Below are 20,086 nucleotides of genomic sequence, written 5' to 3' on the forward strand. Positions count from 1 at the left end.
CGCAGTTCACAACTGCTGATCACAATTAACGTACCACTTCGTACTCATGCCCCAGCGCCAGACAATGGCTCAGCCACTCGCCCAGAAACATGTTCAGCTGGGCCTTTTCGTCCGGCTGGTGCATCGAGGCGTTCGGGTAAGGATAGATGCCGCGAAAGCGTCGTGCATGTTCGGCGCTGACCACTTCGGCCATGCGCGCGTCGTGATAGACCTGCACTTCCAGTTGCGGCACCGGCAGCCAGGGCAGGCTGTGTTCCTGACGCACTTGCAGGGTCGTGGTGTAGGGGCAGGTCAGCAGGACTTCCAGGGCCAGCACACCGAGCATCTGGTCGCCATGGGTCACGGCGATGCGCCGCGCGGCGGGCTCGCTGCGCATGTCCGGCAGCAGTCGCATCAAGCGCGCGTAGTTCGCCTCGCAGGACGCTTGCAGCCCCACCAGGTCCACCCGATAGCGATCGCGCAGCTTGTTTACGACCATAACCCCCTCACTTCAACGCGGTTCAAAGCCAGCCATTGCAAGGCAATGATGCTCGCCGCGTTGGCAATACGCCCGTCGCGCACGGCTTGCAGGGCATCGTCGAAAGCCCAGACCGTGACGCGGATGTCTTCTGCCTCTTCCTCCAGCCCATGCAGGCCGCCAACCCCGGTAGTGTCGCAACGCCCCAGGTACAGATGCACGAATTCGTTGCTGCCGCCCGGCGATGGAAAGTATTTGGTCATCGGCCAAAGCGCCCCGATTTCAAGCCCAGCTTCCTCCTGCGCTTCGCGGTGAGCAACTGCTTCCGGCACTTCATCCTTGTCGATCAGACCAGCGACCAGTTCGATCAGCCACGGGTTGTCGGTCTTGCCCATGGCGCCGACGCGAAACTGCTCGATCAGCACCACTTCATCGCGTTGTGGATCGTAAGGCAGCATGCATACCGCGTCATGGCGAACGAACACTTCACGATTGATCTCGCGACTCATGCCCCCGGCGAACAATTCGTGGCGCAAGTGCACGCGTTCGAGTTTGTAGAAGCCCTCGTAGCACTTTTCGCGCCGCACGATATCAACGGCGGTCGGAATGGCGTTGGCAAAATCCGTCATGACTATCCTCTTTTACTGCAAATCCTGTTCGAGGCTGCTTTTTTCCTGGGCCTCGACTTCGCGCCATCCTAACGCGCCCGTGACGTTTGATGCAGCCCCTTTCCCGTCAGCGAGATGGACGGTGAGGGCGAAACCCACTCTAATTAGCTTAGTGGCGAACTGACTGCTTTGTTGAGAGTCGAAGCCGGTAACTTTTTGCCTTCCCTGTTTCAGAAAGGACGCTCATGTCGCTTTTCAAAATCGCCTCCGTGGCCGCTATCGCCCTGACCCTGGGCGCTTGCGCGAGCCTGTTCCAGCCCAACTACCGGACGCCGCTGGAAACCACCCGCGACGCCTCCGAGCAACTCAAGCCCGGTTGCAGCAACCCGGATTGCCCCCTGGTCAACATCGACACCCTGCACTTCCCGGACGAGCCTGCACTGGACGGCATCATCGAAAAGCGCCTGCTGCAAATGACCCGCACCTCGCCCGACGCGCCGGTCGCCCCGACCCTGGCGGCCTATCGCGAAGAGTTTTTGCGCACCGCCGGCCCGCGCTTCAGCAGCTATCTGCAGGCAAAGGTACGTGAGCAGCATGACGGCTTGGTGATCGTCGAATTGTCCAGCTACCTGGACACCGGCGGTGCCCATGGCACCCCAGGTCGAGGTTTCATCAACTATTCACGCCAACAGCATAAAGTGCTGACGCTGTCGGACATGCTGGTGCCAGGGCAGGAAGACGCGTTCTGGAAAGCCGCGCAAGTGGCGCACAACAGCTGGTTGATCAGCACCAAGCTCGATCAGGAACCGGAGTTCGTGAAGAGCTGGCCGTTCCAGAAAACCCAGAACGTGGCGCTGACCTACGGCGGGGTAATCCTCAAATACGAAACCAGCACCATCGCGCCTTACGCGCTGGGCCATGTCGAACTGAAGATCCCCTACCCTCGCCTGAACGGCATCATCAAGCCCGAGCTGTTTCCCGGCCGTAACTGAAGGCCCGACCCAGCACTAGCTGGAGCAACCCTGCCACTACCAGTGCCGGCAGGGTTGCGCCGACATCCGGATACAGGTTGGCCAGCAAATGATAGGTGCTGACCCCGCCCAGCCAGGCGAGGAGCGCCGGCCAGCGCAACGCGGCTGACGCCACCTGGCCACTGCGTTTGCGCAGGATGAAGTGATCCACCAGCACTACGCCGAACAACGGCGCAAACACCGAACCGATCAGCAACAGGAAGTTCTGGTACTGGGCCAACGGCGCCAGCAGGGCAATCAGCGTGCAGATAACGCCGATGGCCAACGCCAGGTGCTCGACTTTGGCGCGCAACAGAATCCCGCTGGACACCGCCGCCGAGTGAATATCGGCAAAGGCGTTTTCCGATTCATCCAGCAGAATCAGCAACAGCGGAATCCCCAGGCCGGCGCCGGCCAGTGCCAGCAGCAAGGCATTGACTTCACCGCTCGGCGCGAACGCCAGGGTGTAGGCCACGCCCAGGCTCATCAGCCAGAAATTGCCGATGAAGAAACCGATGGCGGTGCCGCCGAAGACGTTTTTCGCCCGTTTGCCGAAGCGCGAGTAGTCGGCGATCAGCGGCAACCACGAGAGCGGCATGGCAATGGCGATGTCGAAACCCACGGCGAACGGCATCGAACCGTCACCGGCCTGGGCCCACAATGCGGCCAGGTCAGCCTTGGCGAACAGGTTCCAGGTCAGCCAGACACACGCGGCCAGCAGCAGCCAGATACCCCATTTGCGCAGGATCTGGCGCACGAAAGTCAGCGGACCGCTGACCGCGAGCAAGGTCGCAAGGGCACCGAAAAACAGCGTCCACAGCACGGGATTGGACAGCAGGCTACCTTCGTTGAAGGCCTTCGCGCCCAGCAGGCTGGCAGCATCGCGCATGACGATGATTTCGAACGAACCCCAGCCGATCAATTGCAGCAGGTTCAGTACCGCCGGCAGGCTTGCGCCTTTGGTGCCGAGGCTGAGTTTGAGCGCGGCCATCGACGACAGGCCGGTGTCGCTACCGATCACGCCGACGGCGGCCAGCAGCAAAACGCCGACCAGGGTGCCAAGAAAAATTGCCAGCAACGAACCGGACAGGCCAAGGCCTGGCGCGAGCAATGCACCAGTCTGCAGGACCATCAGGCCGATGCCGAGGGAGAACCACAGGGAAAACAGATCGCGGCCGCCGAATACACGCTTGTCGGTCGGCACCGCGATATCGGGGGAGTAAGTGCTGGGTTGAATGCTCAAGGGTGTTATCTCAGAGGGACATTTGTTGTTTGTATGATCGTCATCGCGAGCAAGCTCGCTCCCACAGGGGACTTGCGGCGCTCACAAATCCCTTGTGGGAGCGAGCTTGCTCGCGATGGCGGCGGTGAAAACACCGCCGACCTCAGCTCAGATCAAACTTTCTGATACAGCTGACTGCCTTCCTGCTTGAAGCGCTCGGCCTGTTCGGCCATGCCTTGGGCGACGTCCACGTCGACCGCTTCGATCCGCTGGTTGGCCGCATACTCGCGGACTTCCTGGGTGATCTTCATCGAGCAGAATTTTGGCCCGCACATGGAGCAGAAGTGCGCCACCTTGGCCGAATCCTTCGGCAGGGTTTCATCGTGATACGAACGCGCGGTGTCCGGATCAAGCCCCAGGTTGAACTGGTCTTCCCAACGGAATTCAAAACGCGCCTTGCTCAAGGCATTGTCGCGGATCTGTGCGCCCGGATGCCCCTTCGCCAGATCGGCGGCATGCGCGGCGATCTTGTAGGTGATGATCCCGGTCTTCACGTCATCCTTGTTCGGCAGGCCCAGGTGCTCCTTCGGCGTCACGTAGCAGAGCATCGCGCAACCAAACCAGCCGATCATCGCCGCACCGATACCGGAGGTGATGTGGTCGTAGCCCGGCGCAATGTCGGTGGTCAGCGGGCCAAGGGTGTAGAACGGCGCCTCGTCGCAGCATTCGAGCTGCTTGTCCATGTTCTCTTTGATCAACTGCATCGGCACGTGGCCCGGGCCTTCGATCATGCACTGCACGTCGTGTTTCCAGGCAATCTTGGTCAGCTCGCCGAGAGTCTCCAGCTCGCCGAACTGCGCTTCGTCGTTAGCGTCGGCAATCGAGCCCGGACGCAGGCCATCGCCCAGCGAGAAGCTGACGTCGTAGGCCTTCATGATTTCGCAGATGTCTTCGAAATGGGTGTAGAGGAAGTTCTCTTTGTGGTGCGCCAAGCACCACTTGGCCATGATCGAACCGCCACGGGAAACGATGCCGGTCACACGCTTGGCGGTCATCGGCACGTAGCGCAACAGCACGCCGGCGTGGATGGTGAAGTAGTCGACGCCCTGCTCGGCCTGCTCGATCAGCGTGTCGCGGAACAGCTCCCAGGTCAGGTCTTCGGCCACGCCGCCGACTTTTTCCAGGGCCTGGTAGATCGGCACCGTACCGATCGGCACCGGCGAGTTACGGATGATCCACTCGCGGGTTTCGTGGATGTGCTTGCCCGTGGACAGGTCCATGACCGTGTCCGAACCCCAGCGAATGCCCCAGGTCAGTTTCGCCACTTCTTCTTCGATGGACGAACCCAGTGCACTGTTGCCGATGTTGCCGTTGATCTTCACCAGGAAGTTACGGCCGATGATCATCGGTTCCAGTTCGGTGTGGTTGATGTTGGCCGGAATGATCGCCCGGCCACGGGCGATTTCGTCACGGACGAATTCCGGGGTGATGATTTTCGGCACACTGGCGCCGAAGCTGTGGCCGGCGTGTTGCTGGTCCAGCAGGCCGGCGGCACGGGCCACTTCCAGCTTCATGTTTTCGCGGATGGCGACGTATTCCATCTCGGCGGTGATGATGCCTTTGCGCGCATAGTGCATCTGGCTGACGTTGGCGCCCGGCTTGGCGCGGCGCGGGTTGTTGACGTGGGCGAAGCGCAGCTTGGTCAGCTCCGGATCGGCAAGTCGCTCCTGGCCAAAATTCGAACTCAGGCCGCTCAGGCGCTCGGTGTCACCACGGGATTCGATCCACGGCGAACGCACATCGGCCAGGCCTTTGCGCACATCGATGATGACATTGGGGTCGGTGTACGGGCCCGAGGTGTCATACACCACCACCGGTGCGTTGACCTCGCCACCGAAGTCGGTCGGCGTCACGTCCAGGCTGATTTCGCGCATCGGCACGAGGATGTCCGGGCGAGTGCCCTGAACATAGATTTTTTGCGAGCGGGTAAACGGCTGAACCGATTGCTGATCGACCTTGGCCGAATCACTCAGGTTGGTGGCGATTTTTGCTTTTGTAGTCATCACGGGCTCTCCAGACACACATCCAGGCAGTGGATTTTTGTCGGAGCGAACCTGTAAACGAATGGACGCACGGGCGCTGGGAAAACCAGCTGTGCTGTGCTCAGTGCTCGAGGGGTGTTCGATTGTCGAACAACATCCCGGACGAAGCACAAGAGGACTCGCCGGGTGACGAGAAATCTTGTTCCCTACGCAGGCGCTAACCTGATCAGGTTCAACGGGATCCGAAATTATTCGATCTCAGCCTCAAAGCAAGGCACCCCGACAAGAACCCGGCCAGTCTAGACACAACTGGCAAAGAACGCCAACCCCACGGCAAACACCATGATGAATGGCGTAATTACACGCAGTATCAGGATTGTTGCCGTCCGAATGCACAACTACACTCGCTACGCTGAGCCGCGCATTGACGCTGTCAAAGCAGGGCCTTAGCCTTGGCGCTCAAATTACCTCTGTAATATCAATTCTAGGGATCGTCTATGCTGCGCAAACTCTCACTGGCCCTCGCCGTGTCTTGTGCGTCCAACGGAATGGCCTGGGCAGCAGATGCGCCCTTATCGGCCAAGACGGACCTGGTCAGCGTTTATCAAGAAGCCGTCAACAACAACGCCGACCTGGCGGCTGCCATCGCCCAATATGGCGCGCAGAAAGAAGTCGTGCCCCAGGCTCGCGCCGGGCTGCTGCCGAACCTCTCGGGCGGCGCCAATGTTTCCGAGGTGCGTACGTCGCTCGATCAACCTTCGGGCACGACCAACCGCGACGCTCATTCCTACCAGGCCACTTTGGCGCAGCCGCTGTTCCGCGCCGATCGCTGGTTCCAGTTCCAGGCCGCCAAGGAAGTCAACGAACAGGCCGCCCTGCAACTCTCGGCGACCGAGCAAAACCTGATCCTGCAAACCGCTGACAGCTATTTCAACGTGCTGCGCAGCCAGGACAACCTGGCTTCGACCAAGGCCGAAGAAGCGGCGTTCAAACGCCAGCTCGATCAATCCAATGAGCGTTTCGATGTCGGCCTCTCGGACAAGACCGACGTATTGAACTCACAAGCCAGCTACGACACCGCTCGCGCCAACCGCATCGTTGCGCAGCGCCAGGTGGACGACGCCTTTGAAGCATTGATTACCCTGACCAACCGTCAGTACAACTCGATCTGGGGCATCAGGCATGACTTGCCGATCCTGCCGCCAGTACCGAACGACGCCAAGGCCTGGGTCGAAACCGCGGGCAGGCAGAACCTCAATCTGTTGGCCAGCAACTATGCCGTCAGCGCCGCCGAGCAAACCGTCAAGCAGCGCAGGTCCGGGCACTTGCCAACGCTTGACGCGGTCGCCAAGTACGAGAAAGGCGACAACGATGCGCTGGGCTTCAGCAATCCGGTTCCCTTGGGCCAACCCTACGGCGGCAACGTCGAGCAAACGACCGTGGGCCTGCAACTGAACATCCCGATCTACAGCGGTGGCCTGATCAACTCCCAGGTGCGTCAGTCCTATGCACAACTGGACCAGACCGAACAGCAACGCGAATCCCTGCGCCGCAGCATCGTGGAAAACACCCGCGACCTGCACCGCGCGGTGAACACCGATGTGGAGCAGGTACAGGCGCGCAAGCAATCGATCATCTCCAACCAGAGCGCGGTGGAAGCGACTGAAATCGGCTATCAGGTGGGTACGCGAAACATCGTCGACGTGCTGGATGCGCAGCGCTCGCTCTACACCTCGGTGCGCGACTACAACAACACCCGCTACGACTACATCCTCGACAACCTGCGCTTGAAGCAACAGGCCGGCACGTTGAATCCGGGGGACCTGCAAACCCTGGCTCGCTGGCTCAACCCGAACTACAACCCGGACAAGGACTTCCTGCCTCCGGATCTGGCCAAGGCGGCAGAGGAGCAGTTGAAAGCGCGACCTTGACCATCAGAGTTCAAGGCAGCATAAACCTTGTGGGAGCGAGCTTGCTCGCGATAGCTGACTGACAGGCAACTTAGGTGTTGGATGTACAGCCGCCATCGCGAGCAAGCTCGCTCCCACAGGATCAGCGGCGAATTGAAGACTTGTCGATCAACCGCCCCAACCCATCCAGCAACCGCTGCAACGCCCCCTGATTGGTGCGCATCACCGTCAACCCGGCCTCAGCCATGCGCTGCGCATCTCGCGGCAGTTCGAACAGTCGCTGCACCGCCACCGCCAGCCCTTCGGCATCTTCCACTTCCTGCAACGCCCCGGCACTGCGCAACTGCGCGGCGATTTCGAGGAAGTTGAAAAGATGCGGACCGCTCAACACCGGTTTAGCCAGGGCCGCCGGTTCCAGCAGGTTATGCCCGCCATTCGGCACCAGGCTGCCACCGACAAATGCGCTGTCCGCCAGGGCGTAGAGAAACAGCAACTCGCCCATGGTGTCGCCCAGCAGCACTGAAGTATTCGCACTGACCGCATCGCCGCTGGAGCGCCGGACCGTGGCAAACCCTCGTTGCTGGCACAACCCGAACACCGAATTGAAGCGCTCAGGATGACGCGGCACCAAAATCAGCAGGGCATCGGGGTGACTGGCCAACAACTGACGATGGGCCGCCAGCACCACCTCGTCTTCGCCGTCATGGGTACTGGCCGCGATCCACACCGGTCGTTCCAGCGCCTGCCATTGCCCGCGCAACTCAACGGCGCGCTCCAGCAGTTGCGGGTCGATGGTCAGGTCGAACTTGATCGACCCGGTCACTTCGACGGTTTCCGTCCGCGCGCCCAGGTCGCGCAAGCGCTGGGCCTCGGCTTCGGTCTGCACCGCGAACAGACTCATCTCGGCCAGCATCGGCTGGGTCAGCCTGGGGAACCGGCCGTAACCTCTGGCCGAACGCTCGGACAGCCGCGCATTGGCCAACGCCACGGGGATCCCGCGCTTGGCACATTGATGGATGTGGTTGGGCCACAGTTCGGTTTCCATGATCACCGCCAGTTTCGGCTGGACCCGATCAAGGAAGCGCCGGGCAGCGCAAGGCAGGTCATAGGGCAGATAGCAGTGCTGGATGCGCGGCTCATTGGCGAACAGTGCATGGATGCGTTCCGAACCGGTCGGGGTCATGCAGGTCACGGTGATCGGCAGATCCGGATAACGCGCCAGCAAGGCGCGAATCATCGGTGCGGCCGCAATGCTTTCGCCCACCGACACGGCGTGCACCCAGATGCCGCCCGGTTTCATCGTCGGCATCCCGTAGGAAAAGCGCTCGCCGATGCGCCTGGCATACGCCGGCGCCTTGCGCGCGCGCAGCCAAAGCCGAATCGCTACCAATGGCAGCCCCAGATAAAACAGCGCGGTGTAGAGAGTTCTATTCATGGCGGCGGAGTTTATCGGCTTTTTTCGCCTATCGTCTGCAAGTGCACGGCAAAACGTTCGGCGAGCCAGCGCGCGGCCGGACCGAGCGGTTCATCCCGGCGCCATACCAGTTCCACCACCAAGGCCGGCGGGGTCCATTCGCTGACCAGTTCGACCATCTGGTTCTGATAGGTCGGGTACTGCACTACGTGGCGCGGCAACCAGGCCCAGCCAAGGCCGCGCACCAGCCATTCGGCCATCACATAGAAGCTGTCGGCGCGCCAGACCTGCGGGCTGGCCGGATCACTGCCGGGATAAATGCTCGACTCTGTGGACATCAGCAACTGCCGATGTTGCGCCAGTTGCTGGCCGTCCACTGCGCCCTTGCGCGCCAACGGATGATCCTTGCCGCACACCGTGACCATTTCCACGCTGCCAAGCACCCGCCGCTCAAGTGCCTCGGGAATCTGATCGTGAAAGAACAGCAACCCCAGATCGGCGCGCCGCTCCACCAGCTTGCGCGCGACATCGCCTTGGGCGGCGCTGGTCAGTTGCACTTCAAGGCTGGGGAATTTTTCCGCCAGGGCTTCGAAGCTTTCGATGATCGGCTGATAAGGCATCGCCTCATCCTGCGCCACACGCAGTCGAGCTTCCTGCCCGCGCATCATCGCCAGCGCCCGGCCATTGAGCCGTTCGCACTGGCGCAACACTTCCCGCGCTTCGTCCAGCAAAGCCGTGCCGGCTTCAGTGAGTTTCGGCTGACGGCCGCTGCTGCGGTCGAACAGGCTGACGCCCAGGTCTTCTTCCAGCAACGCTATCGAACTGCTGACCGCCGACTGCGCCTTGCGCTGATCGCGCGCAACAGCAGAAAACGAACGCTGCTCCGCCACGCTCACAAACAACCGCAGCTGCTCCAGATTCCATTGCATGCTCATGGCTCAACCCATCTCTCAAACAGATAGGTAATGACTTTACCGCATCTGGCGAATCTCTAGAATGCCGACCTCAGAGAGCAACACTTCACACGAGGATTGACCCATGACCGCTTACTACTACCTGGCCATTGCCATCTGCGCCGAAGTGATTGCCACTGTTTCGATGAAAGCGGTCAAAGGCTTCAGCACCCCGCTGCCACTGGTGCTGGTCATCGTCGGGTACGCGATCGCCTTCTGGATGCTGACCCTGGTGGTGCGCAGCGTTCCGGTGGGCGTGGCGTACGCCGTGTGGGCCGGCATGGGAATCGTGATGGTCAGCGTCGCAGCGCTGTTTATCTATGGGCAGAAGCTGGACGTGCCGGCGATGATGGGGATGGCGCTGATTGTGCTGGGTGTTGTGGTCATCCAGCTCTTCTCCAAGACTGCCGGGCACTAGAGCTCGAAACACGACCCCCTGTGGGAGCGAGCTTGCTCGCGATGACGGCATGGCATTCAGCATCAATGTTGACTGACCCACCGCTATCGCGAGCAAGCTCGCTCCCACAGGGTTACTCGTTGACTCGAGAGTACTGGCGTCAGCCCCTCCAATCTTCGAGTCTGTATACTGCGCCCTCGTCTTGAACACAGAGGTCGCCGAATGCCATCCGTTATTTCCACCGACGTGCTGATTGTCGGCGCTGGTGTCGCCGGCCTCTGGCTGAATGCGCGCCTGCGTCGCCAGGGTTTTTCGACCGTGCTGGTGGAAAGCGCCAGCCTCGGCGGCGGGCAGAGTGTCAAGTCCCAGGGCATCATCCACGGGGGCGCCAAATACGCGCTGCATGGCGCCCTGACCGGCGCCTCGGAAGCCATCGCCGACATGCCGCGCCGCTGGCGTGAAGCCTTGGCTGGCGACGGCGAACTGGACCTGTCCGGGGTGCGACTGTTGTCCGAAGCCCATTACCTCTGGTCCCCTGGCACCCTTGCCGGCAACCTCACCAGTTTCTTCGCCAGCAAAGCCGTGCGCGGCCGCGTCGATCAGGTCAAGGGCGAGCAATTGCCGCCAGCCCTGCAAGACAAACGTTTCAAGGGCAAGGTCTATCGCCTGGCGGAACTGGTGGTCGACGTGCCAAGCCTGATCCAGCGCCTGGCCGATCTGGCCGGAGATGGCTTGCTTGCCGGGCAGAAGATCGAGCCGCTGCTCGAAGGCGGCGTGCTGGTCGGCCTGAAGGTGGACGAGCGCGAGATCCGTGCCCAACGCATCGTCCTGAGCGCCGGCGCCGGAACCGCGGCATTGCTTGAAACGCTGGGCCTGAGCCAGCCCGCCATGCAGCGCCGCCCGTTGCACATGATCATCGCCAAGGGGCCAAGCCTCAAACCGCTGTACGCCCACTGCCTGGGTGGTGGCACCAAACCGCGCATCACCGTGACCACGCACCCGGCGGCGGATGGCCAATGGGTCTGGTACCTGGGCGGCGATATCGCGGAATCCGAAGGCGTGACCCGTGAGCCCGCCGAGCAGATCGCCACCGCACAGAAAGAACTAGGTCAATTGCTGCCATGGATCGACCTGAGCACAGTGCAATGGGCCACCTTGCGCGTGGATCGCGCCGAACCGCTGCAATCAGGCCTGACCCGTCCCGACAACGCCTTTGTGGCCGAGGAAGGCCGACTGCTGGTGGGCTGGCCGACCAAACTCGCCCTGGCGCCGGACTTCGCCGACCGGGTGATCGCCAGCCTGACCCGCGACGGTATCCAGCCAAGCCACCCGGCAGCGCTGCCTGAACTGCCGAAGCCGCCGATGGGCGTACCGGCCTGGGAGCAACTGCTGCCATGAGCCAACCGACCCTGCACGACCTGCATCGCCCGTTGGGCAGCACCGGCCTGCTGGTTTCCCCCCTGGGTCTTGGCACCGTGAAACTGGGCCGCGACCAAGGGGTGAAGTACCCCAACGGCTTCCAGATTCCCGATGACGATGAAGCACGCAGGCTGCTCAAACTCGCCCGCGACCTGGGCATCAACCTGATCGACACCGCCCCGGCCTATGGTCGCAGCGAAGAACGCCTCGGCCCGTTGTTGCGCGGTCAGCGTCAGGATTGGGTGATTGTCAGCAAGGTCGGCGAGGAGTTTGCCGACGGCCAGTCCCGTCACGATTTCAGCGCCGCGCACACTCGTATGTCGGTGGAACGCAGTCTGCAACGCCTGGAAACCGACTTCATCGACCTGGTGCTGGTGCACTCCGATGGTAACGACCTGGCGATCCTCAATGACTGCGAAGTCTACGAAACTCTCGCCGAGCTCAAGGCCGAAGGCAAGATTCGCGGTTTCGGGTTTTCCGGCAAAACCGTCGACGGTGGCCTCAAGGCACTGGAGCAAGGCGATTGCGCGATGGTCACCTACAATCTGAACGAACAAAGCGAGAAAGCCGTCATTGACTATGCTGCTGCACACGGCAAAGCCATTCTGGTCAAGAAAGCCCTCGCCAGTGGTCATGTCTGCCTGAGTCCGGGCGTGGATCCGGTGCGCGCCAGTTTCGAGTTGTTGTTTGAACATCCGGGTGTTGCCAGTGCTATTGTCGGGACCATCAATCCGCTGCACCTCGCCCACAATGTCGCGACCGTTGCCCAGGTCCTACGTAGCCACTGACGCCGCCCACGCGGCCTTAAGCAGGAGCCGACATGTCGCGTACGCTCATCAGAAAGAACCCGAGCAACTTCAAGACCCTGCCGTTATTCGTCGAAGCGACCCCCGAAGGCCTGGCTTATCAGAGCGTCGGCAGGCCGCTGAATTTTTCCCAGACCCTGCAACGTCGTCGGCCGGTGACGGTTGGCGACAGCGAACGGTTTGCCCTGGAGTTGGCCAACCTCGGGGTTTCGGTGCGCCTGACCCTGCATTGGCAGAATCGCGACTATTGGGTGCTGGTGCGCCAACGCCGGCAGGACCGTGGCGATGTGGTGCTCAAGCTGATCTCCGGTTACGTGCCCGCCCATGAACTGAATCTGCCCTTGCACACGGCGATCCAGGAGATAGCCGAAGAATGCCTGCTGGAAACCCCGGAAGGCTGGCTCGGTGGGCGGTTCAACGACACCTGGCTGCCAGCGCCCTACTCGGCCGCCCTGCATTACCGTGAAGCCCTGCCGTTTCGCTTGTCGCCACTGTCTGGCTCGGCGCGACCGGTACGTTGCGCCAACCTGATGCTGATGGAGCGTCCGCGGGCTTACGTGCATTTGCCAACGGCGTCACTGCAACTGATCTACGACTTGCGCCTGGACGTTCCCAAGGAAGCCAAATCCCTGAGCCTGTTCCATGTCGATGAACGACTGGAAGGCGATCAACTCGTCGCCCGCCTCGACCGCAAGCGCCCCGATCTGTACTTGATGCCCTTGCAGGACGGCCACCCGATGGCTGAGCTCTACACCTTGAAAAAGGATCAGCTGTGTCCCGCCAGCACGCGCGGACTGTACCTGGCCGAGAGTTTTGCCCGACAGGAAGGCTGGCTGGTTCGCGACGAGCGAATTCGCTGGAAGGACTGGGTGAGGCAGCAGGGCCTGACCCCGCCGGGGAAGGATTCGGGCCTGGCGCGGTTACGCGGGAAGGCCAAGCTGTTGCTGAAGAAAATAGTGCCGCGTAAAGCGGCACGATAGGAAGATCACGTGGATTTTTGTGGCGAGGGGGCTTGCCCCCGTTCGGCTGCGAAGCAGTCGGAGAACCCGTGCATGCGGTGTGCCTGATACCCCGCAGTTGCAGGTTTAGGGTCGCTTCGCAACCCAACGGGGGCAAGCCCCCTCGCCACAGCAAGCCCCCTCGCCACAGGTGGCCGCAGATTATTCAGACTTGCGGATCTTCTCGACAATCGCGGTGGTCGAGCTATTTTCCACCAGCCCCAGCACTTTCACTGTACCGCCATAGGCCGTCACGATGTCCGCGCCGACCACCTGGTCGATGCCGTAGTCGCCGCCCTTGACCAGCACGTCCGGCTTGACCGCGCTCAGCAGGTTTTCCGGGGTGCCTTCCGAGAAGCTGATCACCCAGTCCACCGCACCCAGGCCGGCCAGTACGGCCATGCGCCGGTCGACACTGTTGATCGGACGGCCTGGACCTTTCAGGCGGCTGACCGATGCATCGTCGTTGATCGCCACGATCAGGCGATCGCCTTGGGCCCGCGCCTGCTCCAGATACGTCACGTGACCGGCGTGCAGGATGTCGAAGCAACCGTTGGTGAACACGATCCGCTCGTTATGCGCGCGGGCATCATCGACCGCCAGCAACAGCTGCTCAAGGCCCAGCACTCCACGCTCGGAACCTTCCTCGCGCTGAATCGCACGACGCAGTTCAGGCGCACTGATGGCCGCCGTACCGAGCTTGCCGACCACAATACCGGCCGCCAGGTTGGCCAGGGCCACCGCGTGGGGCAACTCCTCACCCGCAGCAATCGCGGCCGCCAGGGTGGAAATTACTGTGTCGCCGGCACCGGTCACGTCAAACACTTCACGGGCCCGGGCCGGCAAGTGCAGCGCTGGATGATCCGGGCGCAGCAAGGTCATGCCGTGCTCGCCACGGGTCACCAGCAAGGCACCGAGGTCAAGGTCGTGCATCAGTTGCGCGCCCTTGCTCACCAATTCGTGCTCATCGGCGCAACCACCGACGATGGTTTCGAATTCGTTGAGGTTTGGCGTGATCAGGCTCGCACCACGGTAGATCGAGAAATCCTTGCCCTTGGGATCGGCCAGCACCGGAATGCCGCGGGCGCGGGCAGCCTGGATCAGCGCCTGATGGTTTTTCAGCGCGCCTTTGCCGTAGTCGGACAGCACCAGCACCCTGATGCCTTCGAGCAACTCATCGACCTGCGCGGCCAGCGCCAGCGCGTCGGTGGCGAAGGGTTCTTCGAAGTCGATGCGCAGCAATTGCTGGTGACGGCTCATGACCCGCAGCTTGACGATGGTCGGCTGGTGCGCAATGCGCTGGAAGATGGCCCGCACGCCGGCGCCCTTGAGGCTGTTGACCAGGCTGTTGGCGGCTTCATCGTCGCCGGTGACACCGACCAGCGAAGCCGGAGCCCCCAGGGCGGCAATGTTCAAGGCAACGTTGGCAGCACCGCCCGGGCGGTCTTCGATGTGATCGACCTTGACCACCGGCACCGGTGCCTCAGGAGAAATCCGTGAGGTACCACCATGCCAGTAACGGTCGAGCATGACATCGCCGACCACCAAGACAGGGGCTTGATCGAATCGCGGCATGGACAACTTCATGGTGCAACCCACATACAGAATGAACAGGGGCGCGATATTAACACAGGGTTGGTGTCGGCTAGTGCGGTGGCTGCAACGGGATGATTCGCCAGCATTTTTTGCTCATTTTTTGAGCAATAAACCCGCTAGGCGAAATCATCAAAGTCACGGTAGTGGCTGGCCGGTTTCGACGGGAGTGCGAAAAGGACGAGCCAGGCTCGCCCTTTCGGGGTCAGGCGATGTCTTCGGCCGGGGCGTCCAGGCCCATCGCGTTGAGGCGCGAGTAGTAGCCGTTTTGCGCCAGCAGTTGTTCATGGGTGCCGCGCTCGACGATTTTCCCCTGATCCATCACCAGGATCAGGTCGGCCTTCTCGATGGTCGACAGGCGGTGAGCGATCACCAGCGTGGTGCGACCTTTCATGACCTGGTCCAGGGCTGCCTGAATATGCCGCTCGGACTCGGTATCGAGCGCCGAAGTCGCCTCATCGAGGATCAGCAGCGGAGCATTCTTCAACAGTGCCCGGGCAATCGCCAGGCGCTGGCGCTGCCCACCGGACAGCAGCACGCCGTTTTCCCCGACCTGGGTGTCCAGGCCTTCAGGCAATTGAGCGATGAAGTCCATCGCGTAGGCATCCTTGGCCGCCTTTTCAATGTCTTCACGGGGTGCGCCAGCCAGATCGCCATAGGCGATGTTGTTGGCCACGGTATCGCTGAACAGGGTCACGTGCTGAGTCACCTGGGCGATATGCCGACGCAGGTTCAACAGCTTGTACTGCTCCACTTCGACGCCATCGATCAGGATTTCGCCCTTGTCGTGGTGATAGAAACGCGGAATCAGGTTGGCCAGGGTCGACTTGCCGCTGCCCGAACGTCCCACCAACGCCACCATTTGCCCGGGCTCGACCGAGAAACTGATGTCATTGAGCACCTGACGCTCGGTGTCAGGGTAGGTAAAGCTGAGGTTGCGCACATCCAGGCGACCGCTGACCACATCACGCTCGACGGTGCCGGTATCGACTTCAGGCTGGACATCCAGTTGCTCGAAGATACTTTCAGCGCCGGCCACACCCTTCTGGATGGTCGAGCTGACTTCGGACAGCTGGCGAATCGGCTTGGGCAGCAGGCCAGCCAGGGTGATGTAGGCCACCATGTCGCCGGCCGACGCATCGCCCCGCAGGAACAGCACCAGGAACATCAGCACGGCCATGGCGGTGTAGATCACCAGTTGCAGCAACGGCGTGTAGATGGCGCCGGTGCGGGTCATGCGCAATTGCTTGTCGGTGTTGCCCTGGCTGGCATCGAAGAAGCGTTTCTCTTCGTACTTTTCACCGCCGAAGCTGCGCACCACGCGATAGCCCTGGATTGTTTCGGACGCCACATGCGTCACGTCCCCCATGGCCAGCTGGATTTTCTTGCTCTGCTTGCGGAATTTCTTGCTGGCCGTGCGCACCATCAGGGCGATCAACGGCAGGATGGCGACCATGACCAGCGTCAGGCGCCAGTTCATGTACAACAGCGAGGCAAACAGGAAGATCACCGTCATGCCTTCACGGATTACGACCTTGATCGCATCTGTTGCCGCCCCCGTGACCATGGTCACGTTGAAGGTGATACGTGAAATCAGGTGCCCCGAGTTATGCTTGTCGAAATACCGGTTTGGCAACACCAGCAGGTTGTTGAACAACTGGACCCGCAAGTCATGGACCAGGCCCAGGGAAACCTTGGCCAGGAAGTAGTTGCCCAGATACGACCCCAACCCCTGCCACGCGGCGATCAGGATGATCAACAATGGCACCGCCTGCAGCAGTTGCAGATCCCGCAGGTAGGGCACTGTTGGAAACAGCACCGCTTCAGGATTGGATAGACCGTCGACAAAGTACTTGAGGATGTAGCCCAGCATTGGCTGTGTCGAAGCGAAAATCAGAAAACCGACGATGCTGATCAAAAACAGGCTGATATACGGCCGGACATAGCCGAGCAGGCGGAAGTAGATTTTCAAGCTCGATGGGCTTGCGCAGAGACTGGAGTCGGTCATATCACGCGAATGTCGATGAAAAGGACGCTGACTTTACCACAGCTTCCCCAGGGTTCTGGCAATCGCATACAGTCTGTGTATTGTGGCGCGTCAAATAGCCACCCGATGTCCCTGCCTTGGTATGGTCGCTCAATTCAGGAATAAGTTACCCAGCATGCAATTAAACGTTTTGAACAGCACGTCCAACAGAATCTTCGATTTCATTTGTTTGTGGATCCTTCCGCTCGGTTATCTGTTGCTGCTTTGTGCGCTGTTTTTCCTGCCGGGGCGCAGTGTGCATCACAAGCTTTATTATGGCCTGTTCAGCATTCCGGCACTCTTTGCACTGTGCCTGCGGCCGCGGCTCGGCAAAGAGTTGCTGCGCGAGCCGATCGTCATTGCAGCCCTGCTATTTATGGCGTGGGCACTGCTCAGCCTGAGCTGGAGGCCAGACGACGACATCGACTTTGGCCAGTTCAAACCGCCATTGCACACCTTGTTGCTGTTCGTTGGCTGCTACCTGCTGGTGCGCTTTCGCAGCGAAATCATCCAGCCCCTGCTGTTCTGCGCCGCGACGGTGGCACTGGTCATCTCTGCCTACAACCTGTACAGGTTCGACCAGATCTACCAACCGGAAATGCGCCTGATCGGTGTAGGCGCATTTGACAATCCACTGCTCAGCTCCCACGTTTTCGGCTTTTTTTGTACCTATTGGCTGAGCCTGAGCATGACCTGCAAGCGACGCCAGGTACTTTGGCTGAGCGTACCGGCGATGGCGATCATGTTCGCCGCGGTGCTGGCCACCGGCTCCAGGACCCCACTGGTTGCACTGACGCTGGCTGCGCTTTGGCTGTGTTTCATCTGCTGGAATCGACGCTCGGTCTTCATGCTTGGCGCCATGTTCTTCGCCGGCACGGCGACTTTCGCGTTATTTGCGGACAAAATCTTCGAAAGAGGCAGTTCCTTCCGCATCGAGCTCTGGCAATTGACCCTGAACCGGATCGCTGAACACCCATGGATCGGGCACGGTTACAACGCCGCACTGAGACTGGACCCCGGCGTAGGCTACAACCTTCAGGAACCCCATAGCTTTGCCCTGGGCGTGCTCTACTACGTCGGCATTATCGGCCTGCTGCCATGGCTGTTCTTTGTTGTATGGAGCTTCATCAGCAGCCGGCGCCATCGTGTGCAACCGCTGTTTATCATCGCCTCAGCCTGGCTGGCCTTCGGTATCGGTGCAGGCCTGACTGAAGGTGGCGGGATCATCTCTCGCCCCAAGGAGCACTGGTTCCTGCTATGGATCCCCTTGGCGCTGATTGCCGCATTGAGCATCAATCAGCGTGCCCGGCGCCTGCTGGACACGCCGATCAAGACGGCGACACCAAGCGCCCTGCAACAGCTGACTGCCGATGCCAGGGTCATCGAAGAGGATGGTCTGGGCCCCAAGGTCCTGCGCCTGACCGATGGCAGTTTTCTCAAGCTGTTCCGTCGCCGTCGCTGGTATACCTCGGGCAGTTTCACGCCCTACTCCGATCGTTTTGCCGTCAATAGCGTGCAACTGCGCGGCATGGGCATCCCGACACCGCACATCCTCGACCTTTACCGGTTCGAAGACGGCAGCACCGCCGTGCATTACTCCCCGTTGCCGGGCAACACGCTGCGCCAGATCCTGCAAGGCATCACCGCCCCGGCGGTGCGCCAGGCACTGGTGGAGCGCTTCGGTAAATTCATGGCTCAACTGCACCAGCAAGGGGTCTACTTCCGCTCCCTGCACCTGGGCAATGTGCTGGTGCTGGAGGACGGCGAGTTCGGCCTGATCGACCTGGCCGACCTGCGAATTTACCCCTCGGCATTGAGCCCCTCCCTGCGTCGGCGTAATCTGCGCCACATGCAGCGCTACGCATCGGATCGGCATTGGTTGTTCGAGGATCACTTCGAAGCACTGCTGCTGGGATATGCCGCGACGGCCTCGAAAGCCGACGTGGATAATTTGCACAGGCACGTGCTGGCCGGGAGTCCTCCGGCCCAGGCTCACTGATGACAGAAACCAACCCGCTTATCGCGATGGCGGCCTACCTGCTTGCCATCGCGACCGCTGCGCTACTGTTGCGCAGCGTGCCGAAAATCCCCCGAGAGCTGGAGCATTGCGGCGAAAGCCGCTTTGCCGGCATCGACGGCTTACGCGGGTATCTGGCCTTCGGCGTGTTCGTGCACCACTCGATCATTACCTGGATCTTTCTGAAAACCGGCGTGATCGACTTTCCACCGAGCAACTTCTACTCGCAGCTCGGCCAGGGTAGCGTCGCCCTCTTTTTCATGATCACCGGTTTTCTGTTCTGGAACCGCTTGCTCACCCACGGACGGCAGCACGACTGGCTGGCATTTGCGGTATCCAGGCTGTTTCGCCTCTACCCGCTCTACCTGCCGCTGATGTTGACCGTGTTTGTCTGTGTGTTCTATTTGCAGGACTGGGAACTCAAGGACTCCGGCACCCAACTCATTGGCCAGACCCTGGCCTGGCTGATCTTCGACCGGCCAGACGTCAACCAGTACCACCAGACCGGCATGCTGATCTCCAACGTCACCTGGACGCTGGGGTACGAGTTGTTTTTCTATCTGGCCCTGCCACTGGCTGCCATGGTGTTCATTTATCGCGGTGGCTGGATGCAGACGGTGCTGTGCCTGATCGGCATCTATACCCTGTACCAGGTGGTCGGCTGGGAACACTCGCTGAAGAAGCACTTCCTTGCCAGCTTCCTCGGCGGCATCGCTGCGGCGTACTGGATTCGCCGTCCACAATGCGTCGCCTGGAGCTTGTCTCCGCTGGCGGGCATCATCGCCCTGCTCGCATTGGCGATCGCCTTTACGGCGTTCAACCGGGCATTCAACCTGGGAGCGCTGCTGCTGCTTTCACTGTTCTTTGTGATCGTGGCGTCCGGCAATACCTTGTTCGGCGCCCTGAGACCACGCAGCATCCGCTGGCTGGGGGAAATCAGCTACAGCACTTATCTGCTGCACGGTTTCGTGCTCTGGGTACTGGTGCAGCGGCTGCCGCCGATATTGCACCTTGACGTCCGGCAAGCCTGGGTCTTCCTGCCGTTGCTGGCCGTGTGCAGTTGCCTGCTGATCATCATCAGCAGCCTGACTTACCTGTACATCGAAAAGCCCGGTATCAATGCCGGCAAGAAAACCCTGCACTGGTTGCGCCAGAACAGGAAGCCGAGGAAAGAACTTCCGGAGGAAACGGCTCAACAACGTTGAGCCATTGCC

Annotated in this window: 16 protein-coding genes and 1 riboswitch; of the genes, 8 read left to right on the forward strand and 8 right to left on the reverse strand. The window is 60.9% G+C overall.

The window, feature by feature from the left end; genetic code table 11:
• Positions 1–25: 25 nt before the first annotated feature.
• The gene (locus AC1RDQ_RS11105; RefSeq protein ID WP_007977461.1) at positions 26–478 is read right to left on the reverse strand and encodes a DUF1249 domain-containing protein; all 453 of its coding nucleotides are present in this window, start codon (positions 476–478) and stop codon (positions 26–28) included.
• A complete protein-coding gene (locus AC1RDQ_RS11110) occupies positions 469–1,086 on the reverse strand; it encodes an NUDIX domain-containing protein (protein WP_150811903.1) in 618 nt (205 codons plus the stop codon). The genes AC1RDQ_RS11105 and AC1RDQ_RS11110 overlap by 10 nt, the downstream gene beginning before the upstream one ends.
• Positions 1,087–1,310: 224 nt before the next feature.
• On the opposite strand from AC1RDQ_RS11110, the gene AC1RDQ_RS11115 reads away from it, so the two are divergent.
• Positions 1,311–2,057 (forward strand): RsiV family protein, encoded by a 747-nt coding sequence (locus tag AC1RDQ_RS11115; protein ID WP_102669298.1) that lies wholly within the window; start codon positions 1,311–1,313, stop codon positions 2,055–2,057.
• Here the strand turns inward: AC1RDQ_RS11115 and cytX are convergent.
• Both cytX and thiC read right to left on the reverse strand, forming a co-directional pair.
• Positions 2,026–3,318 carry a putative hydroxymethylpyrimidine transporter CytX gene (cytX, locus tag AC1RDQ_RS11120; protein ID WP_492587246.1) on the reverse strand — a complete coding sequence of 431 codons (1,293 nt, stop codon included), beginning with the start codon at positions 3,316–3,318 and terminating at the stop codon, positions 2,026–2,028. The two genes, AC1RDQ_RS11115 and cytX, sit on opposite strands and share 32 nt — an antisense overlap.
• 152 nt (positions 3,319–3,470) lie before the next feature.
• Entirely contained in the window at positions 3,471–5,360 is a 1,890-nt protein-coding gene (gene thiC, locus AC1RDQ_RS11125) for a phosphomethylpyrimidine synthase ThiC (protein WP_008063536.1), read from the reverse strand.
• Between the two features lie 165 nt (positions 5,361–5,525).
• Positions 5,526–5,631, reverse strand: a riboswitch (TPP riboswitch).
• A gap of 205 nt (positions 5,632–5,836) precedes the next feature.
• Here thiC and AC1RDQ_RS11130 point away from each other — a divergent pair.
• The gene (locus tag AC1RDQ_RS11130; protein WP_492587248.1) at positions 5,837–7,270 is read left to right on the forward strand and encodes a TolC family outer membrane protein; all 1,434 of its coding nucleotides are present in this window, start codon (positions 5,837–5,839) and stop codon (positions 7,268–7,270) included.
• Positions 7,271–7,391: 121 nt separating this feature from the next.
• Here the strand turns inward: AC1RDQ_RS11130 and waaA are convergent, their stop codons facing one another.
• Positions 7,392–8,684 carry a lipid IV(A) 3-deoxy-D-manno-octulosonic acid transferase gene (gene waaA / locus AC1RDQ_RS11135; RefSeq protein ID WP_492587250.1) on the reverse strand — a complete coding sequence of 431 codons (1,293 nt, stop codon included), beginning with the start codon at positions 8,682–8,684 and terminating at the stop codon, positions 7,392–7,394.
• 11 nt (positions 8,685–8,695) lie between these two features.
• Positions 8,696–9,598 carry a LysR family transcriptional regulator gene (locus AC1RDQ_RS11140; RefSeq protein ID WP_191622243.1) on the reverse strand — a complete coding sequence of 301 codons (903 nt, stop codon included), beginning with the start codon at positions 9,596–9,598 and terminating at the stop codon, positions 8,696–8,698.
• Positions 9,599–9,701: 103 nt separating this feature from the next.
• Here AC1RDQ_RS11140 and AC1RDQ_RS11145 point away from each other — a divergent pair, with 103 nt between their 5' ends.
• The 4 genes from AC1RDQ_RS11145 (at position 9,702) to AC1RDQ_RS11160 (ending at position 13,218) form a co-directional block, all read left to right on the forward strand.
• Positions 9,702–10,034 (forward strand): DMT family transporter, encoded by a 333-nt coding sequence (locus AC1RDQ_RS11145; RefSeq protein ID WP_492587252.1) that lies wholly within the window; start codon positions 9,702–9,704, stop codon positions 10,032–10,034.
• Positions 10,035–10,235: 201 nt separating this feature from the next.
• On the forward strand, positions 10,236–11,411 hold the full coding sequence (locus AC1RDQ_RS11150; RefSeq protein ID WP_057712272.1) for an NAD(P)/FAD-dependent oxidoreductase: 1,176 nt from the start codon (positions 10,236–10,238) through the stop codon (positions 11,409–11,411).
• On the forward strand, positions 11,408–12,220 hold the full coding sequence (locus AC1RDQ_RS11155; protein WP_492587254.1) for an aldo/keto reductase: 813 nt from the start codon (positions 11,408–11,410) through the stop codon (positions 12,218–12,220). Before AC1RDQ_RS11150 ends, AC1RDQ_RS11155 begins: the two co-directional genes overlap by 4 nt.
• A 32-nt stretch (positions 12,221–12,252) precedes the next feature.
• The gene (locus tag AC1RDQ_RS11160) at positions 12,253–13,218 is read left to right on the forward strand and encodes a hypothetical protein (protein ID WP_057712274.1); all 966 of its coding nucleotides are present in this window, start codon (positions 12,253–12,255) and stop codon (positions 13,216–13,218) included.
• A 180-nt stretch (positions 13,219–13,398) separates the two neighbouring features.
• On the opposite strand, the gene hldE is transcribed toward AC1RDQ_RS11160, so the two are convergent.
• Together hldE and msbA are read right to left on the reverse strand one after the other, a co-directional pair.
• Positions 13,399–14,823 (reverse strand): bifunctional D-glycero-beta-D-manno-heptose-7-phosphate kinase/D-glycero-beta-D-manno-heptose 1-phosphate adenylyltransferase HldE, encoded by a 1,425-nt coding sequence (gene hldE, locus AC1RDQ_RS11165; protein ID WP_407515008.1) that lies wholly within the window; start codon positions 14,821–14,823, stop codon positions 13,399–13,401.
• Positions 14,824–15,034: 211 nt separating this feature from the next.
• Positions 15,035–16,837 carry a lipid A export permease/ATP-binding protein MsbA gene (gene msbA / locus AC1RDQ_RS11170; RefSeq protein WP_057712276.1) on the reverse strand — a complete coding sequence of 601 codons (1,803 nt, stop codon included), beginning with the start codon at positions 16,835–16,837 and terminating at the stop codon, positions 15,035–15,037.
• Positions 16,838–16,991: 154 nt separating this feature from the next.
• Here msbA and AC1RDQ_RS11175 point away from each other — a divergent pair, with 154 nt between their 5' ends.
• Complete coding sequence (locus tag AC1RDQ_RS11175) at positions 16,992–18,854, forward strand: bifunctional O-antigen ligase/aminoglycoside phosphotransferase family protein (RefSeq protein ID WP_150811910.1); 1,863 nt, start codon at positions 16,992–16,994, stop codon at positions 18,852–18,854.
• Complete coding sequence (locus AC1RDQ_RS11180; RefSeq protein WP_492587256.1) at positions 18,854–20,077, forward strand: acyltransferase family protein; 1,224 nt, start codon at positions 18,854–18,856, stop codon at positions 20,075–20,077. Before AC1RDQ_RS11175 ends, AC1RDQ_RS11180 begins: the two co-directional genes overlap by 1 nt.
• Positions 20,078–20,086: the final 9 nt, after the last annotated feature.

The sequence above is a fragment of the Pseudomonas sp. GW823-FHT02E01 genome (genome assembly GCF_058797535.1).

What these genes read in the sequence shown, in the direction of transcription:
- AC1RDQ_RS11175 (WP_150811910.1), top strand. Translation starts at nt 16,992, where the DNA reads ATGCAATTAAACGTTTTGAACAGCACGTCCAACAGAATCTTCGATTTC.
- AC1RDQ_RS11160 (WP_057712274.1), top strand. Translation starts at nt 12,253, where the DNA reads ATGTCGCGTACGCTCATCAGAAAGAACCCGAGCAACTTCAAGACCCTG.
- AC1RDQ_RS11130 (WP_492587248.1), top strand. Translation starts at nt 5,837, where the DNA reads ATGCTGCGCAAACTCTCACTGGCCCTCGCCGTGTCTTGTGCGTCCAAC.
- AC1RDQ_RS11105 (WP_007977461.1), bottom strand. Translation starts at nt 478, where the DNA reads ATGGTCGTAAACAAGCTGCGCGATCGCTATCGGGTGGACCTGGTGGGG.
- msbA (WP_057712276.1), bottom strand. Translation starts at nt 16,837, where the DNA reads ATGACCGACTCCAGTCTCTGCGCAAGCCCATCGAGCTTGAAAATCTAC.
- thiC (WP_008063536.1), bottom strand. Translation starts at nt 5,360, where the DNA reads ATGACTACAAAAGCAAAAATCGCCACCAACCTGAGTGATTCGGCCAAG.
- AC1RDQ_RS11145 (WP_492587252.1), top strand. Translation starts at nt 9,702, where the DNA reads ATGACCGCTTACTACTACCTGGCCATTGCCATCTGCGCCGAAGTGATT.
- AC1RDQ_RS11115 (WP_102669298.1), top strand. Translation starts at nt 1,311, where the DNA reads ATGTCGCTTTTCAAAATCGCCTCCGTGGCCGCTATCGCCCTGACCCTG.
- AC1RDQ_RS11110 (WP_150811903.1), bottom strand. Translation starts at nt 1,086, where the DNA reads ATGACGGATTTTGCCAACGCCATTCCGACCGCCGTTGATATCGTGCGG.
- AC1RDQ_RS11150 (WP_057712272.1), top strand. Translation starts at nt 10,236, where the DNA reads ATGCCATCCGTTATTTCCACCGACGTGCTGATTGTCGGCGCTGGTGTC.
- AC1RDQ_RS11140 (WP_191622243.1), bottom strand. Translation starts at nt 9,598, where the DNA reads ATGAGCATGCAATGGAATCTGGAGCAGCTGCGGTTGTTTGTGAGCGTG.
- AC1RDQ_RS11180 (WP_492587256.1), top strand. Translation starts at nt 18,854, where the DNA reads ATGACAGAAACCAACCCGCTTATCGCGATGGCGGCCTACCTGCTTGCC.
- waaA (WP_492587250.1), bottom strand. Translation starts at nt 8,684, where the DNA reads ATGAATAGAACTCTCTACACCGCGCTGTTTTATCTGGGGCTGCCATTG.
- hldE (WP_407515008.1), bottom strand. Translation starts at nt 14,823, where the DNA reads ATGAAGTTGTCCATGCCGCGATTCGATCAAGCCCCTGTCTTGGTGGTC.
- AC1RDQ_RS11155 (WP_492587254.1), top strand. Translation starts at nt 11,408, where the DNA reads ATGAGCCAACCGACCCTGCACGACCTGCATCGCCCGTTGGGCAGCACC.